General features: G+C 31.7%; 19 protein-coding genes and 1 tRNA gene. 6 read left to right on the plus strand and 14 right to left on the minus strand.

The annotated features are described in order from the left end of the window. Positions 1–8 precede the first annotated feature (8 nt). Positions 9–770, minus strand: coding sequence for a hypothetical protein (locus B2X73_RS06300; RefSeq protein WP_286495158.1), 762 nt, complete (start codon positions 768–770; stop codon positions 9–11). Between the two features lie 72 nt (positions 771–842). Between B2X73_RS06300 and B2X73_RS06305 the strand changes: the two genes are divergently transcribed. Continuing rightward, the gene (locus tag B2X73_RS06305; RefSeq protein WP_286495159.1) at positions 843–1,415 is read left to right on the plus strand and encodes a nitroreductase family protein; all 573 of its coding nucleotides are present in this window, start codon (positions 843–845) and stop codon (positions 1,413–1,415) included. A 111-nt stretch (positions 1,416–1,526) separates the two neighbouring features. Beyond that, positions 1,527–2,360, plus strand: coding sequence for an alpha/beta hydrolase (locus B2X73_RS06310; RefSeq protein WP_286495160.1), 834 nt, complete (start codon positions 1,527–1,529; stop codon positions 2,358–2,360). A gap of 50 nt (positions 2,361–2,410) precedes the next feature. Here the strand turns inward: B2X73_RS06310 and B2X73_RS06315 are convergent, their stop codons facing one another. Beyond that, positions 2,411–2,908 (minus strand): GNAT family N-acetyltransferase, encoded by a 498-nt coding sequence (locus B2X73_RS06315; RefSeq protein WP_171622578.1) that lies wholly within the window; start codon positions 2,906–2,908, stop codon positions 2,411–2,413. Between the two features lie 32 nt (positions 2,909–2,940). Beyond that, entirely contained in the window at positions 2,941–3,402 is a 462-nt protein-coding gene (locus tag B2X73_RS06320; RefSeq protein ID WP_038336414.1) for a DinB family protein, read from the minus strand. Positions 3,403–3,536: 134 nt separating this feature from the next. Between B2X73_RS06320 and B2X73_RS06325 the strand changes: the two genes are divergently transcribed. The 3 genes from B2X73_RS06325 to B2X73_RS06335 all read left to right on the plus strand — a co-directional run bounded on the left by B2X73_RS06325 (position 3,537) and on the right by B2X73_RS06335 (position 5,823). Further along, complete coding sequence (locus B2X73_RS06325; protein ID WP_114998705.1) at positions 3,537–4,637, plus strand: Mrp/NBP35 family ATP-binding protein; 1,101 nt, start codon at positions 3,537–3,539, stop codon at positions 4,635–4,637. Between the two features lie 15 nt (positions 4,638–4,652). After that, the gene (locus B2X73_RS06330) at positions 4,653–4,943 is read left to right on the plus strand and encodes a NifU family protein (RefSeq protein ID WP_114998704.1); all 291 of its coding nucleotides are present in this window, start codon (positions 4,653–4,655) and stop codon (positions 4,941–4,943) included. 109 nt (positions 4,944–5,052) lie between these two features. Continuing rightward, positions 5,053–5,823, plus strand: a complete 771-nt coding sequence (locus tag B2X73_RS06335) for a DUF3108 domain-containing protein (RefSeq protein WP_286495162.1) — start codon at positions 5,053–5,055, stop codon at positions 5,821–5,823. Positions 5,824–5,876: 53 nt separating this feature from the next. Here B2X73_RS06335 and aat read toward each other — a convergent pair whose 3' ends face one another. Both aat and B2X73_RS06345 read right to left on the minus strand, forming a co-directional pair. Beyond that, a complete protein-coding gene (aat, locus tag B2X73_RS06340; RefSeq protein WP_286495163.1) occupies positions 5,877–6,509 on the minus strand; it encodes a leucyl/phenylalanyl-tRNA--protein transferase in 633 nt (210 codons plus the stop codon). An 82-nt stretch (positions 6,510–6,591) separates the two neighbouring features. After that, complete coding sequence (locus tag B2X73_RS06345) at positions 6,592–6,963, minus strand: DUF3127 domain-containing protein (protein ID WP_019976879.1); 372 nt, start codon at positions 6,961–6,963, stop codon at positions 6,592–6,594. A gap of 117 nt (positions 6,964–7,080) precedes the next feature. Here B2X73_RS06345 and B2X73_RS06350 point away from each other — a divergent pair. Next, a tRNA-Leu gene (locus tag B2X73_RS06350) sits at positions 7,081–7,162 on the plus strand. Positions 7,163–7,579: 417 nt separating this feature from the next. Here B2X73_RS06350 and B2X73_RS06355 read toward each other — a convergent pair. From B2X73_RS06355 to B2X73_RS06395, 9 genes are all read right to left on the minus strand, one after another. Further along, positions 7,580–8,704 carry a GNAT family N-acetyltransferase gene (locus B2X73_RS06355; protein WP_286495690.1) on the minus strand — a complete coding sequence of 375 codons (1,125 nt, stop codon included), beginning with the start codon at positions 8,702–8,704 and terminating at the stop codon, positions 7,580–7,582. 46 nt (positions 8,705–8,750) lie between these two features. Then, entirely contained in the window at positions 8,751–9,272 is a 522-nt protein-coding gene (locus B2X73_RS06360) for a DUF4833 domain-containing protein (protein WP_286495691.1), read from the minus strand. A gap of 48 nt (positions 9,273–9,320) precedes the next feature. Then, on the minus strand, positions 9,321–9,923 hold the full coding sequence (locus tag B2X73_RS06365; protein ID WP_291096030.1) for a hypothetical protein: 603 nt from the start codon (positions 9,921–9,923) through the stop codon (positions 9,321–9,323). Positions 9,924–9,926: 3 nt separating this feature from the next. Then, a complete protein-coding gene (locus B2X73_RS06370; RefSeq protein WP_291096032.1) occupies positions 9,927–10,565 on the minus strand; it encodes a VTT domain-containing protein in 639 nt (212 codons plus the stop codon). Between the two features lie 50 nt (positions 10,566–10,615). Beyond that, the gene (locus tag B2X73_RS06375) at positions 10,616–11,287 is read right to left on the minus strand and encodes a DedA family protein (RefSeq protein WP_180905395.1); all 672 of its coding nucleotides are present in this window, start codon (positions 11,285–11,287) and stop codon (positions 10,616–10,618) included. Positions 11,288–11,296: 9 nt separating this feature from the next. Next, positions 11,297–11,662 carry a YraN family protein gene (locus B2X73_RS06380; RefSeq protein ID WP_286495693.1) on the minus strand — a complete coding sequence of 122 codons (366 nt, stop codon included), beginning with the start codon at positions 11,660–11,662 and terminating at the stop codon, positions 11,297–11,299. Positions 11,663–11,671: 9 nt separating this feature from the next. Beyond that, entirely contained in the window at positions 11,672–12,307 is a 636-nt protein-coding gene (gene upp / locus B2X73_RS06385; protein ID WP_286495694.1) for a uracil phosphoribosyltransferase, read from the minus strand. Beyond that, the gene (locus B2X73_RS06390; protein ID WP_286495695.1) at positions 12,294–13,250 is read right to left on the minus strand and encodes a S66 peptidase family protein; all 957 of its coding nucleotides are present in this window, start codon (positions 13,248–13,250) and stop codon (positions 12,294–12,296) included. Before B2X73_RS06390 ends, upp begins: the two co-directional genes overlap by 14 nt. A gap of 86 nt (positions 13,251–13,336) precedes the next feature. Beyond that, positions 13,337–15,853: a TonB-dependent receptor gene (locus tag B2X73_RS06395; RefSeq protein WP_286495697.1), complete on the minus strand. Its 2,517-nt coding sequence runs from the start codon at positions 15,851–15,853 to the stop codon at positions 13,337–13,339. Between the last annotated feature and the right edge of the window lie 88 nt (positions 15,854–15,941).

A 15,941-nucleotide genomic window follows, 5' to 3' on the forward strand; every position in this document is an offset into this window, starting at 1 on the left:
AATTAATATTATTCTTGGTTTGTACCAAGTAGATCAATTTCTGTTTTTTCATCATCTGTCAAAATCATATCTTTTAACATAAAATAAACCATCATATAGCCAATTGGATAAGTTGCTAACACACCCACATAACAAGCAATAGCTCCTATTGAAGCAACCAGACTAACAACAATAGCTATTAGAATCATCCACCAAAAATTCTTTTTTACGATTGCATAAGAAGTTTTCATTGCGTCAATAGCGCTCATATTTCCATAATGAATAAGATACGGAGCCAGATAAATACACGCTTGTAAGAACAATAAAAATACTGTCGCCACTAAGATGTATAACATACCAAAAAGCGATGAACCAATCATTAATGCTGAGTTTACATTTTCGGGATCATTAAACATAAGTGGTAAAAAAGAAAAAATAATGTATGGTAACATTACAACTATTGCAACTCCCATTACGATAAGTGTTAAAAGGAAATAGCTTCCTATATTTTTGAAACCTCCAAAAAAGTCACCTAGTTCTAATGACATTTTGTTTTCGGCACGTTCTGCTCCAATCATAAATCCCATTATAAGTGGATACATCACAAAAAGCAATCCGATTATAGTGAAGGAAGTAAACATATAAACAATAGCTGCAACAAGAGCATAAATAACAAATGGCTGCCAATTATTTTGGAAAAGTTCTAATGATTGATTGAAATATTTTCCGATATCAAATTGGAATTTATTGTTTTTGTAATACTCAATTTTGTTGTAATCTAATGTTTTCATCTTAACGTTGGTTTAATTGAAATTAATGTAAATTTGCTTGATTAGTAGAATAAAATTAATAATTGTTACAACATGAATGCAAACGATTTATTATCAATCATAAAAAATAGACGCTCTATATTTCCTCCGCAATACAATCAAGAAGAAATTACGCGCGAAGAATTGAATCAAATTTTTGAGGCAGCAAATTGGGCGCCATCTCATAAAAAAACAGAACCTTGGCGTTTTGTTGTTTTAGAAGGACCTGCAAAAGACCGTTTCCGCGAATACGTAAAGCGTGTTTATGTGCAAGGAACGCCAACAGATCAATTGAGCGACAGAAAAATAAATGCATTAATTGAGAAATGTGATAAGTCGAATAAAATTGTATTAATCAATTTTATCAACACAGAAAAAAATCCTGAATGGGAAGAATTAGCTGCAACTTCTATGGCTGTTCAGAATATGTGGTTAATGGCAAGTGCGCTAAAGATTGGTGCATATTGGTCTTCTCCAGCAAACATTATCGCCAATGTTGATGAGTTTACAACTATGGAAGAAGGCGAAAAATGTGTTGGTGTTTTCTATATGGGAAAAATTGAAGGAGATTCTCCAGAAGCTGTTCGTCAACCAATCGAAAATAAAGTGAGATTTTTAGAGTATTAAAAACTCTTTAGAAAATAATTTGAAAAAGACTACTAATTTTTTAGTGGTCTTTTTTATTAAATAGAAAATCAACTCTTTATGATTTTTGTATATTTGACTAAATACTTTAATATGAAATACATGAAATCTATTTTTAACTACTTATTAGTTGTAATCTCTATTAGTTTTTTTACATCTTGCAAAAACTCTAATCTGCCTGTTTACAACGATCCAATCCCGAAACACGAAACATTTACAATTGATTCTAAAATTCTAAATGAAAAACGAGTTATTAATGTTTGGGTTCCAAAAGAATATTCGACTTCTCAGGATTCGTTATCCGTTTTGTATATGCCTGATGGCGGAACAAAAGAAGATTTTCCACATATTGCAAACACATTAGATAGTTTGATTACTTCGAAAAAAATAAAACCAGTTATTTTGGTTGGAATAGAAAATATACAACGTCGCAAAGATTTGAGTCCACCAACTGAAAATGAAGAAGATAAAAAAATAGCCGATGTTGTGGGAGGTTCTAATCAATTTAGAAGCTTTGTCAAGGATGAGTTATTTCCTGAAATCACGAAAAAGTATCGCACTAAAAATAATAAAGGAATTATTGGCGAATCGTTGGCTGGATTATTTATCATGGAAACTTTTCTGAAACAACCAGAAATGTTTGATTATTATATTGCAATTGATCCTTCACTTTGGTGGAACGATCACAAAATGTTATTGAATTCAAAAAATGATTTAGCTAAATTTCCTTCAACTCCAAAAAAGTTATGGTTTGCAGGATCTGGAGCAAGTGATATTTTACCTTATACAGATGATTTGAAGAATATTTTGACGCAAGAAAAACTTCCAAATCTACAATGGAATTATTCTCCAGAACCGAAAGAAGAACATGCTACAATTTACAGAGCAACTAAAGAAAAAGCATTGATTTGGAGTATTGGTAAATAAAATTTATCTGATAAATAAAAAACCCTCACTTCAAATGAAGTGAGGGTTTTTTATGCGATTCGTTTTCCTAAAATAGTTAAACTTCTTTCTATTCCGTCTAAAATTGCAATATTGGGATAATTTCCCCAATCTTCGAAACCAAAATGCTTGAATAATTTCAAGCTCGGTTCATTATGCGAAAAAATAAAACCTAAAATCGTTTTGATTCCAAATTCTGGTGCTTTCGTAATGCTATATTCCAACACTTGTTTTCCTAAACCTTTTCCACGTTGCATAGCATCTAAATAAATGCTAATTTCTACAGTTGCATCATAAGCTGGTCTTCCATAAAAAGATTGAAAACTTACCCAACCTACAATGTCTTTCGATTCATTTTCTACAACCCAAAGTGGTCTTTTTTCAGGTGAATGTTCTTCGAACCATTTTACTTTACTTTCAACTGAAACTGGTTCGGTATCGGCAGTTACTAATCGCGAAGCTATTGTAGAATTATAAATTTCTGTTATTTTTTCTAAATCGCTTCGTTTAGCATCTCTGTATGTTAACATCTAAATTTTTAAATTTTATTCTCTGTTTGATTTTAAAAAGGAATATTCTTTTTCATCGCCATCATATAGCCCAAATGCATTGCTTCGTGAATATTGTTGTACAAAATTGCATCTTCAATCGATTCTAACGTCATACCAAAACTTGTTTTATATGAGCGATAATACGATAGTTTTTCCGAACGATAATCCTTGAACATCTGCATTGGTGTACTTTCCAACATTTCCTTCAATTCTGTCACATCTTCTTCCGTTACTTCCGTATTTCCGATTGTTCCTTTTTTATACTTCTGAATAAACTGAATATCGACCAACATCCTATTATCGGTTAAATAATAATGGATCAATTGCTGAGTTGCCAAAACATGAGCCGCATTCCAAAACAAATTGTTTTTATAGCCAACAGGTATATAAAGTAGTTGCTTTAGAGAGTGTTGTTCAAGCTCATCAATAATCTGTTTTCTTATATTCGTCAGATAAATAATATGCTCTTCCATAGTCAGATTTAAAGTTTAAATATACATCAAATTAAGTCTATTTATCAAATTATAAAGCAAAACAATTAAAATCACGTTTTTAGATTATTTAAAGTCTTTGATTCTTCGTAATTTTGTCTCATTAAAATTAAAAGATGGCTTACACAAGAGATCAAATATATCAAGTATTAGAAGAATTAGGTATTCGCAATTGGATGCGTAACGCTCAAGTGATGGGAAATGATATTATATTGGATATTGTTTCTCCTTCGCCTGCAATGCACGAACGCAAGCGTTTGGAAATTGCGTTGAAAAATGCATTTAAAGAAAATTTACCTGAGTCAAATCTTAAACTTAACATTTCTGTTGAAGTTGAAGAAAAAAATCCGAACGAAATCAAAGGTTCTGAATTGCCAGGTGTTAAAAATATTATCGCTGTAGCATCAGGTAAAGGTGGTGTTGGTAAATCTACTGTTTCATCAAACTTAGCAATAAGTTTAGCAAACATGGGATTCAAGGTAGGTTTATTAGATGCTGATATCTACGGACCTTCTATGCCAATTATGTTCGATTGTCAAGATGCTCGTCCATATTCTGTAGAAGTTAATGGAAAAACGAAAATAAAACCAGTAGAAGCTTACGGAATTAAATTATTATCAATTGGATTCTTTGCTGATACAGATCAAGCAATTGTTTGGAGAGGACCGATGGCTGCAAAAGCATTGAATCAAATGATTCGTGATGCACATTGGGGAGAATTAGATTTCTTATTAATCGACTTACCTCCAGGAACAGGTGACATTCATTTATCTATCGTTCAACAAGTTCCAATTACAGGAGCTGTTGTAGTTTCTACGCCTCAAAATATTGCATTAGCAGATGCAAAAAAAGGAGTTGGAATGTTCCAAATGGAAGCGATTAATGTTCCAGTTTTAGGAATTGTAGAAAATATGGCGTATTTTACACCAGAAGAATTACCTAACAACAAATATTATATCTTTGGACAAAATGGTGCAAAGAACTTAGCAGAACAAATTGGTGTTCCTTTCTTAGGCGAAATTCCAATTGTACAATCTATTCGCGAAGCTGCTGACGTTGGTCGTCCAGCTGCAATGCAAGAAGATACTGTTGTAGCTAATGTTTACAAAGAAATTGCACGTAACGCAGTACAAAGTTTAGTAGAACGTAACAATACTTTGCCTCCAACAGAAGCCGTTCGTATTACAACGATGGCAGGTTGTTCGGCAAAAAATTAAAAAAAGTAAAAGATCATGACTCCAGAAGAAAAATATTCAGAAGTTGAAAAGGCCTTAACTGAAATTAGACCATTCTTAAATTCAGATGGAGGCGATATCGAATTAGTATCTGTAGAAGATAATATTGTAAAAGTTCGCCTTACAGGTGCATGTATAGCATGTTCTGTCAACCAAATGACCTTAAAGTCTGGTGTTGAAATGACCATCAAAAAATATGTTCCAGAAATAGTTTCGGTTATCAATGTTTCAGATTTTGAAACTTCAACTGAAGCAGATCAAATATCTTCCTTAAAAGAAGAAAATTAGAATATCATTAGATTCTCATAAATTAAAACGCCTTTATATCAATTTATAAAGGCGTTTTATTATTTTTGGCAAACAATTTGAATCTTAACCTCAAAACCAAAAATTCAAAATGAAAAAATATATTTTATTTTTTACTTTTATTGTCCTTTCATTTGCATTGCCTTTAAATGCTCAAAACAACTACAAAGTTGGCGAAAATCTAAAATTTAGAGTTCATTATTCTGGATTGAATGCAGGTTTTGCTTCAATTGATGTAAGAGAAGCTACATTGAACGGAAAAAGCCATTATCACATCGTAGGAAAAGGAACTTCTACTGGTGCGGTACGTGCTTTTTTTAAGGTAGATGATAATTACGAATCGTATATTGATAAAACAGATTTGAAACCGACAAAATTTGTTCGAAATATTGTAGAAGGAAGTTACAAACGTCATCAAATCTATTATTTTGATCACGCCAATAGAAAAGCAAAAGTTGAAAATAAACGAGATGGAAAAGTAACAACAGAAACAATTCCGTACGATGCACAAGATTTACTTTCTGCTTTTTACAGCTTACGTAATGCCAATCATTCCACTCTTAAAACAGGAAATTATTTGAACGAAAATATTTTTCTTGGTGACGAAACATTAAAGTTTCGATTAAAAGTTTTGGGACGTGAAACCTTAAAAACAAAATTCGGAAAAATTGCAGCAATAAAAATTCGTCCTTACGTACAATCTGGTCGCGTTTTCAAAGAATCAGAATCGGTTACGATGTGGATTTCTGACGATGATAACTTAGTTCCGCTAAAAATAAAAGCGGGTTTATTAGTTGGATCGTTAAATGCAGATCTAAATGAATATAAAAATTTAAAATATCCAATCAATTTTACAAAGTAAAGTGATTAGTAAATCATTAAAAAATCCGACAAAATTAATATTGTCGGATTTTTTTATTTCTCTAAATATTCCAAAAAAACATCACTCGGAATTTCCATTGCACCCAGACTCGCTAAATGTTCGGTATAAACTTGACAATCGATCAACTTATATTTCTTATGATATTTTGCTACAAATTGTATAAAACCAGCTTTGGAAGCATTGCTCACTTTCGCAAACATACTTTCTCCACAAAAAACATCGCCCATATCAACTCCATAAAAACCACCAACCAATTCGTCGTTTTGCCAAACTTCGATACTTTTAGCAATTCCCATTTCATGTAACGTACAATATGCTTCAATCATATCATTTGTAATCCATGTTCCGTCCTGATCTTTTCTATACGCTTGCGAACAATTTGTAATCACTTCTCGAAACGCTTTATTTTCTGAATACGTAAATATTTGATCTCGAAAAACTTTCTTCATCGATTTCGAAACATGTAAATTTTCTGGAAATAAAACAAATCGATCTTGTGGAAACCACCAAATAATTGGATCTTCTTCATTAAACCAAGGAAAAATTCCTTTCTGATAAGCCAAAATTAGGCGTTCTGGCGAAAGATCTCCTCCAACAGCTATAATTCCCTCGCTATTCACTTCATCGTAATCAGGAAAGATTAAATCAGAACTTAACCAATACATATCGTTTTGTGTATAATTTATATAAAATTAAAAAAACGTGTCCAATAAAGAACACGTTTAGTATTAATTGATGTTTTTTTCCTTAGAATGGTAAATCATCATCATCTCCATTAGAAAAAGTATCTACTGGAGGCGCTGGTGCAAAATTATCGTAACCTTGAGGTGCTTGTGCAGCTGCATTCGCCATATTCTCAATTCTCCACGCTTGGATTGTATTAAAATATCTTGCTACTCCTTCTGGATTAATCCACTCACGACCACGAATATTGATAGAAACTTTCACTTCATCACCAGGTTTGTAAGCATTCAACACATCAGTCTTATCTTGTGTAAGCTCAATTAAAATATCTTGTGGATATTGTTCTTGCGTTGTAACAACAAATTCTCTTTTCTTGAAACTTGCAGTAATATTTTGAGTTTCAAATACTTTCTTAATTCTTCCTGTAATTTCCATTTTTGTAAAAGCTTTGTACAAATTTAGAATGTAAAAAAAGATTAAAAAAATTTTATTTCGAAATTTTGTTAGAAAGAAAACTTGTGTATATTTGCAATCCAAATCGGTGAGATTTTAGCGGGCGTGGTGGAATTGGTAGACACGCTAGACTTAGGATCTAGTGCCGCAAGGTGTGGGAGTTCGAGTCTCCCCGCCCGTACAACAGCAAAGACTTTGAAAAATATTTCAAAGTCTTTTTTTATGATTTATTGTTTTCTAATGATTTATAATATTTTTCATAAATTTAGATCATTATTTGGTTATAAGTTGGTTTGGTATGTATTCGAAAAGAAATTTGAAATCTGGTGGAAGAACTATTTCCATTTTTGAATTTATAGTGGTTGTGATTATCATCATTATTTTGATTTACTTCGCAGTTTTCTAAGGAAATTATTCTTCATTTTTTTAAACATTAATTTATAATTATTTAGAAGAAAAATAGAATCAAATCAAAGAATCTGTTAAGCAAAAATTTGGAGATTAGTTTGATGATGATGCTGAAGATAATGCGAAAAATTATCAGCCACAACCTTAATTGATATAGAAAATGGTTAGAATTTAGATTCTAACCATTTTTTTATGCTTCTATATCTTTATAAAATGTTTTTCTACGTTTATGGATAACCGGATCAAAGTTTTTCCATAATTGTTGCACTTTTGTATTCTCCTCTAGCAAAGGATTGGTCTCTAAAGTTTTAATTCCTCTCGCTATAAATCGATCATAAAGCTCTTTAAAAATCAAGGCGTTAACACCTTTATTTTGATAATGAGGATGAATTCCAATCAAATAAAATTCGACATGATCGTTCTTTTTTTGCGCTTGCATCAAATGCCACCAACCAAATGGGAACAATTTTCCTTTCGTTTTCTGAAAAGCTTTTGAAAATGAAGGCATCGTAATCGCAAAAGCAATCATTTTGTTGTTTTTATCTTTTACACATGAAATAAAATCGGGATGAAGAAATTTTAGATATTTCTTTTTGTAATGCTCAACCTGAAATTTTTCTATCGGAACAAAACTTTGCAATTCTGCATACGTCACATTCAACAAATCAAACATTTCGTCTACATAAGGTAACATTTCGTTAATTGTATCAAATTTATACGTATCTATTTCGTAACGTTTTTTGAGCATTTCACACAATTTATCCATTTGCTTTACCTTGCCCAAATTCGCAATATCAATAGAATATTCTAACCACTCGGCTTTTGGTTGATAACCTAATTCTTGCAAATATATTGGATAATATTCGTAATTATATAAACCGATCAAAGTGGCAACTTTATCAAATCCTTCTGTTAATAATCCAGCTTTATCCATATTCGAAAATCCCATCGGACCTTCTATATAACTCAGTTTATTATTTTTAGCAATGTTTTCAACAGTTGTTAATAAAGCTTTTAAAATGTTGATATCATCTTTAAAAACTAACCAACCAAAACGAATTTTAGTCTTTCCAATTTCTTTTACTTCGGTCCAATTAATAATCGAAACAATTCGTCCAACTACTTCTTTTCCTTTGTAAGCTAAAAAATAGTTAGCTTCAACCGTCTCAAAAATTGCATTATTTTTATCAAAACTTGCGAGTTCATCTTTCTTTAAAGAAGGCACCCAATACGGATTATCTTTATACACTTCAAAAGGTAAATCGACAAATTTCTTCATTTCACTTGGCGTATTCACCTCTCTTACTTCGATCATATGCTATTAAATTGCGTCTTACAGATTCTAATTTAGGGAGATTTTTTTAGAGAACAATTTTCTCTTCTACAGATTTTCCGTTTTTATCTTTTCCGTAAAATAAAATATAATCAAGCTTTACGGAGATTCCAGCCGTTCCTTTCTTCTGTTTTAAGAAAACACGATTCAGTGTTATCAACTTGTTATTAACAGTTGTTTGAACAATTGGATTTTTTTGAGAATCAAGCTTAAGCGTTAATTTTTGAGTTGGATAAGAAACCAATGTCAACTGAAAAACATTCTTTTCAATTTTCTTAATATCTAAACCATATGCCAATTTCTTTTGTATAGAAGTCAAGGGCTTTTTTGAACCATCTTCAGCATAAAGAATGCGATAAATATCAACTGGATTGTTAGCATCTAAAATTCCTTTGCTCGAAAAAAGTGCATCGTAAACAAACGTATTTTTATTGTCGTTGTGTTGAATGTAAAATAATCTATTTTCTGATTTTGGAGGAACAGGATAACCTTGTTGTGCATTTACAACAAAAGAAAAAAGGATAGAACAAATAATTAATAGGTTTTTCATTGATTGATATTTTTAAAAATAGAAGATAGGAATTATTTGAATGATTATCTAAATCCAAATAAAAAGTTTCGAAACTTTAACTTGCTCAATATTATTTTGATCAAGAAAATCTTGCGGAAATTTGATTAAATCTGAAATTGGAATAATTTCATCATTCTGAATAAAATTATATTTACCATGACCAGTTTGATATTTAGAACTTTTATTAGAAACTTCGTGATTGATTTCAATCATTTCATCTTCTAAATCAATAGTAATTTCTGATTCTTTTTCTACAACGAACAAAACCTTTTTATTCCTGAAAAAATAAATTTCTCGCTTAGATTCATGTAAGAGATGATTGTAAGTATTGGCAACTGGAACGGTAAAAACAAAGAATAGTATCAAAAAAATCATTCCAATAATTATGTTAGTTAAAATGAAATCTGTCACAAACAATAATTGATAAGCTATAAATAAAAAAGTAAGACAAAGAATTGCAAAAAGAATCATATTAAAAACTGAAATATAGCTTAAAAAACCAATTTTGACGCGAATAACTTCATCATTTTCGTGTTTATATTCTTTTTGAGACTCAATGATAAATAAAATAATTGGTAAAAAGATTATCAACAAAAGTAAGATGATGAAAATCGAATTTTCTGTACTCATTTTTTATTTTTTTATTTTCTCTTTGACGAATTCTACAATAATTAGAACCAAAGAAAACACAATAATTGCCATTACGACAATTTCGAAATTGTTTTTGATAAATGGAATTGTTCCAAGGAAATATCCAGCCAATGTAATCCCGAAAACCCAAATTGTTCCACCGATGAAATTATATTTGATAAATGTGCCATAATGCATTTTAGAAATTCCTGCAACGAAAGGCGCAAGCGTTCTTACAATCGGAACAAAACGTGCAATTACAATGGTTTTAGAACCATATTTTATAAAGAAATCTTCGGTCTTTTGAATGGCAGAATCTTTAATAATTCGTTTACCGAAAATTTTGGCTGTAACTAATTTCGTTCCCAAAGTTTTTCCTATCGTATAATTGACCGTATCGCCTGCAATCGCCGCAACCCAAAGTAAACCTAATACGATATAAATATTAAGTTGATCTGGAAAAGCCGCAGCCAACATTCCTGCCGCAAATAAAAGCGAATCGCCAGGTAAAACAGGCATGACAACCAAACCTGTTTCGATAAAGATTAAGAGAAACAAAATCAAGTAAAACCAGTTTTGATAATCATTCAAAATGGCTTCTAAATATTTATCGATATGTAGTATGTAATCTAAAATTTCCATGATTTAAAGGTATAAAAAAACTCGACCGAAGTCGAGTTAATTTTTTATAGTTATTCTTGTTCAGCTACCTTTTTTTTGCCGAACTTTTCTTTGATAATTTCCACTAAAATTGGAAGTACAGAAGCGATTGTTATTCCTAAAATTACTTTAGAAAAATTATTTTGAACCCATTCGATATTTCCTAAAAAGTATCCAATAAGTGTTAAACCAACAACCCATAACACAGCTCCAATTACGTTATATGTAATGAAAATAGAATATCCCATTCGTCCGATTCCTGCAACGAAAGGCGCTAAAGTTCTTACAATTGGTACAAAACGTGCAATTACAATAGTTTTAGAACCATATTTTTCGTAGAATTCGTGCGTTTTATTGATATGTTCTTCTTGAATGAAATTTTTACCAAAAATCTTAACCTTAGTTGCTTTGTAACCAACTTTTTTCCCGATGGTATAATTCAACGTATCACCGAGAATGGCGGCCACCAAAAGAATTGCAATCATAATCCACACATTCATATCATTTGTTTCTTGCGCAGCTAACATACCTGCTGCAAACAACAGTGAATCTCCAGGTAAAAATGGCATCACAACCACACCTGTTTCCACGAAAATGATTAAAAATAAAATTGCATAAAGCCACAAACCATACTCATTTGCAAACTCTGCTAAATGCTGGTCGATATGCATAATAAAGTCAAAAAGACTCATAAATACTTCCATAAAAGTTGATTAAATTTCTGAAGCATTAAACGCATTTTTGATATGATTTACGCTCCAAGATTGTTGTTTTTTTAAAAGTGCTAAAATATCAAATCTTACCTCAGAAATAAAATTATTTTTCTGAATAAAATCATCTGCGGCAAGAATTAACAATTTCTTCTTCTTTGTGTTAACAGAACTTTCTGGCTCCACAACATAATTTGAAGTACGACTCTTAACCTCTATAATAACAATCTCATTTTCAAATTGAGCAATAATATCAATTTCGGCTTTTCTGAAAAAATAATTTCGAGCCAATATTTTGTACCCATTTTGGATTAAATAATTAACTGCAAAATCTTCTGCTTCTTTTCCGAAATCGTAACTAATACTCATTCAAAAAAATTATTTTGTCCCGTACAAACGATCTCCAGCATCACCTAAACCTGGAACGATGTATCCATTTTCATTCAATTTTTCATCCAAAGCAGCCAAGAAAATTGGAACTTCTGGATAAACATTTTGTACCGCTTCCACTCCTTCCGGACAACCAACTAAACAAGCCAAACGAACAGATTTTGCTCCTTTTTCTTTTAAAATTTCAATTGCTTTGATTGCAGAACCTCCAGTTGCTAACATTGGATCAACCAAAATCACATCGCGAGAATCTAAATCTGTTGGAAGTTTACACAAATACTCAACAGGTTGTAATGTGTCATGATCGCGGTAAAGCCCAATATGACCAACTTTCGCTGTTGGAATTAACTGATGAATCCCTTTTACCATTCCCAATCCAGCACGTAAAATTGGAACGATAGCCATATCATTTCCTTTTAATTTGTAACCGATTGTTTTGGTAATTGGCGTTTCAACTTCTACTTCTTCAAGCTCGATGTTACGTGTAATTTCGTAACACATTAAACCTGAAATTTCGTCTACTAATTCGCCAAATTCTTTCGTTGTTGTGTTTTTATCACGCATTTGCGTAATTTTTGCTTTTACCAACGGGTGAGTAATGACTGTTAAATTATCTTGTTCCATATTTGTTTGTATAATGATGCAAAGTTACATTATTTGAGGTAACATTTAACTGAACTTTTGCACCCATTTTAAGCGCAACATTGTGACCTGTATGCCCTGCAGGAAATCCGAAAGCTACTGGAATATTTAAGTTTTTTGTAAAACTATGAATGACTTCAAAAGTTTTTGGATCGAATGGATGGTTGTAGTTTTCAGCATTTTCTTCCTCCGTATCCATGTGTGTAAAGTTTCCTAAAATAATTCCTTTTACATGAGTAAGAATTCCGTTGCGTTTAAGATTCATCAACATTCGATCAACAGCATACCAATTCTCGAACCAATCTTCTAAAAATAAAATCTTATCCGAAGGATTTGTAATCGCAGATTCGCTCCCCAAAAGTGAATACACAATCGAAAGATTTCCGCCAATTAATTCTCCTTTTGCTTCGCCTAAATTATTGTAAGTATGTGATTGAATTTCGTAATTAATTTCATGTCCAAACAATGCTTCATAGACACTTTGATAAGATGTTGGATGATATTCGGTATTTGCTAATTTCTTTGCTGTAACACCATGTATTGTTTGAAAACCTAATCGATTAAAATGATTGTGAAAAACAGTGATATCAGAATAACCAATTATCCATTTTGGAGATTTTTTGAAATTGGTTAAATCTAATTCATCAATAATTTTTACTGAACCATATCCACCACGTGCGCACCAAATTGCTTTGATTTCAGAATCATCTAGTACCCATTGAAAATCTTCGGTTCTGATTTTATCTGTTCCAGCATATTTGTAGCCAAAATCATATTCAGCATAAATATTTTTTCCTAATACAGGAATCAATTTCCACGATTTTATTAAGTCTATTGCTTCATCCAATTCGCCTTGTAACATACGTTTAGCTGGCGCAACAATTGCTATTTTATCACCTTCTTTTAGAAAATCGGGTTGAATCATTTTTCTATAAAATTTTAGTAAAGGTAAATACAAAAAAAAGACGAACTACAAGCGTTCGTCTTTTTGTTATGATAATGAAATATTTCTTAGAAATTATAAGTTACACCTGCATTCCAAGTTCTTCCATTCCCCCAGAAGTAACCGTAGTTATCTTTACGAGAAATGTATTGATCATTGAATAAGTTTTTGATGTTACCTCTAAATTTAAGTGATTGACTATTTGTAATTTTAAAGTTGTAAGACATTCCTAAATCTACTGTAGCAAATGGGCTAATACTTGCATTTTTGTAAGCATCTCCTTTAATATTTGCTTTTGCTACATCAGCTACATTTACATTTTCATATAAACGAGCGTAGTAGTTGAAGTCTGTATCAAAAGATAAAGCTTTTGTTACTTTAACTTTAGTACCCATACCAAATGTAAATTGTGCTGCATTACCAACTCTTACACCGTCTAAGTTACCTTTTCCATTTTCTGATCCAGCAACAATTTCTTGCGTATCTGTATCTTGAATTTGATACGTGAAAGCTCCTTGGTATCTCCAATCTCCTGCAGAAGCATAACCTCTAATTGTCCAATCACGCGTTACTTTAGCATCAAAATCAACCTCTAAACCTTTGTGTACTTGAGATAAATTATTTAATAAATAACGAACATTAGAGTGTACTAAACCATTAGCATCTGTAAAATCTCTATCGTTGTAAGTATCTGCTCTATTATCCCATTCAGTATAATATGCATTCACATTAACTCTTAATGTACGAGTTTTGTAACGGTAACCTGCTTCAACACTTTGAATCTCTTCATTTTTAACTGTTGGATCTACAAAAGTAACTGTATTACGTACAAACATATTATTTAAATATGGTTGACGAGAATATTTACCTCCATTAACAAAAACACTATTTTCTTTATTTAAATTGATAGAGAAACCAGCTTTTAAATTATAACCAATTTCTGTGCGCTCACCTGAATAAGCTTTACCGTTTTTGAATTTGATACCTTGTTTTTCTGCAGATTCTGCAGTATAGTTCCAGTTATCATATTTTTCATACTCTTGCCAAGATAAAGCACCTTGAAAGAATGCTGAGAATAATTCGTTTGAGTATTCGGCTTGTCCAAAGAAACCTTGGTAGTTAATTCTCTCTGAATTATCAAATCCAATTCTCTCACTATGTTTAGCTCTATTGAATAAAGAATTCCAAGGGCTTGAGCTGAAAGTTTTATTAACAACATAATCTGAAGAACGTTGTACATTAGATGCAGCACGACCAGAAGCTCCTAATAAATTATTTAATTGTTGATAGTGTTCCCCTTGGTAGAAACGTAAATCTGTACCTACATTAAATACAAAACCTTTTTTTGTATCAAAAGTTAAGTTAGAAACTCCTCCGTACCAAAAGTGATTATTTACTGAAGAAGCTAAAACAGTTCCGTTATTTCCCTTAGAAATTCCATCTTTTAATTCTTGATTCTTCGCTGCTATTACATTCCAATCAATTTCTCCATTAGATTTATAACCTCCATCAGTATATCCAGGACCATTACCTAAAGTACTTGTTCCTCCTCCTGTACCAGTAGATGCATAAATCACTGTAGACAAAGACAAGTTTTCGTTAATTGTAAAATCCCAGTTTAAGTTAGCTACTGGTTTATGATAATAGTTTGTTTTAGCAGATAAAGATTCTCCATTATAGAAACCATAGTTAGAGTTTCCTAAGCGACCCGTAATATCATAACCTGGAGTTGCAATAATACTTTTATTTACACCATTAACTTTAATATTACGATATTGAGTATCCATTGGTTTAGAATAGTTCTGACCATGTTCTTGTGGAGCACCAAAAATCATAAAGTTGAATGTATGACGTGCATTTGGTTTGAAACCTACAGAAACAAAGTAAGATTGACCTTTACCTTCTGTTCCACGTGCAAAACTTCTGTGAGCAGACCAGTTATCAAACATAAATGAAGCACCCCATTTACCTTTCATACCTGTATTATAACCAATAGTTTGTTTTTGGTATGAATCGTTACCTGTTAAGTAACGTACAAAACCTCCTTCTTTTTTCTCAGTAGCTTTTGTTACGATATTTACAGTTCCTCCAACAGAAGAAATAGCTAATTTTGAAGATCCTAAACCACGTTGAGAATCAATAACATTTGCAATATCAGAAACAGACTGCCAGTTTGACCAATATAAACTACCGTTATCCATTCCGTTGATTGGTTGCCCATTCAATAAGAAAGCAGTATTTGATTGATCAAAACCACGCATATACATTTTTGCATCACCAAAACCTGAAGCTTGGTCCGCAACATAAATAGATGGCGAATTTTTTAATAATTCTGGAAATTCTACATTTCCAACTCCTTTATCAAGGATTTCCTCTCTTGTAATAACTGTAGATGCAACTGGTGTTTTACGATTTTCTGTAACATCGATTACTCCTTTACCAATAATTAATGTTTCACTTAAAGATACATTTTCGTCTTGTTCAACCTTTGTAGAATCTGTTGGTTCAACAACTTGAGCGAAAGATAATGATGCCGTTAAGGCAAAAGCTCCTACTAATAAAAGCTTTATTGAGTTTAACCTCATCTTATGAAATAGTTTAAATGTTTACCGCTGCAAAGTTGAGGTGTATATATGTTAAAACAACTACAAACGTTATGTTAATTAAGAATAA

Source organism: Empedobacter sp. UBA7252 (assembly GCF_002472765.1).
Classification (GTDB): domain Bacteria; phylum Bacteroidota; class Bacteroidia; order Flavobacteriales; family Weeksellaceae; genus Empedobacter; species Empedobacter falsenii_B.

Coding starts and splice junctions, on each gene's coding strand:
- B2X73_RS06325 (WP_114998705.1), top strand. CDS start 3,537: ATGGCTTACACAAGAGATCAAATATATCAAGTATTAGAAGAATTAGGT.
- B2X73_RS06370 (WP_291096032.1), bottom strand. CDS start 10,565: ATGGAAATTTTAGATTACATACTACATATCGATAAATATTTAGAAGCC.
- B2X73_RS06355 (WP_286495690.1), bottom strand. CDS start 8,704: ATGATCGAAGTAAGAGAGGTGAATACGCCAAGTGAAATGAAGAAATTT.
- B2X73_RS06335 (WP_286495162.1), top strand. CDS start 5,053: ATGAAAAAATATATTTTATTTTTTACTTTTATTGTCCTTTCATTTGCA.
- B2X73_RS06380 (WP_286495693.1), bottom strand. CDS start 11,662: ATGAGTATTAGTTACGATTTCGGAAAAGAAGCAGAAGATTTTGCAGTT.
- B2X73_RS06315 (WP_171622578.1), bottom strand. CDS start 2,908: ATGTTAACATACAGAGATGCTAAACGAAGCGATTTAGAAAAAATAACA.
- B2X73_RS06330 (WP_114998704.1), top strand. CDS start 4,653: ATGACTCCAGAAGAAAAATATTCAGAAGTTGAAAAGGCCTTAACTGAA.
- B2X73_RS06320 (WP_038336414.1), bottom strand. CDS start 3,402: ATGGAAGAGCATATTATTTATCTGACGAATATAAGAAAACAGATTATT.
- B2X73_RS06345 (WP_019976879.1), bottom strand. CDS start 6,963: ATGGAAATTACAGGAAGAATTAAGAAAGTATTTGAAACTCAAAATATT.
- B2X73_RS06375 (WP_180905395.1), bottom strand. CDS start 11,287: ATGGAAGTATTTATGAGTCTTTTTGACTTTATTATGCATATCGACCAG.
- B2X73_RS06305 (WP_286495159.1), top strand. CDS start 843: ATGAATGCAAACGATTTATTATCAATCATAAAAAATAGACGCTCTATA.
- B2X73_RS06390 (WP_286495695.1), bottom strand. CDS start 13,250: ATGATTCAACCCGATTTTCTAAAAGAAGGTGATAAAATAGCAATTGTT.
- B2X73_RS06395 (WP_286495697.1), bottom strand. CDS start 15,853: ATGAGGTTAAACTCAATAAAGCTTTTATTAGTAGGAGCTTTTGCCTTA.
- B2X73_RS06365 (WP_291096030.1), bottom strand. CDS start 9,923: ATGAGTACAGAAAATTCGATTTTCATCATCTTACTTTTGTTGATAATC.
- B2X73_RS06360 (WP_286495691.1), bottom strand. CDS start 9,272: ATGAAAAACCTATTAATTATTTGTTCTATCCTTTTTTCTTTTGTTGTA.
- B2X73_RS06310 (WP_286495160.1), top strand. CDS start 1,527: ATGAAATACATGAAATCTATTTTTAACTACTTATTAGTTGTAATCTCT.
- B2X73_RS06300 (WP_286495158.1), bottom strand. CDS start 770: ATGAAAACATTAGATTACAACAAAATTGAGTATTACAAAAACAATAAA.
- upp (WP_286495694.1), bottom strand. CDS start 12,307: ATGGAACAAGATAATTTAACAGTCATTACTCACCCGTTGGTAAAAGCA.
- aat (WP_286495163.1), bottom strand. CDS start 6,509: ATGTATTGGTTAAGTTCTGATTTAATCTTTCCTGATTACGATGAAGTG.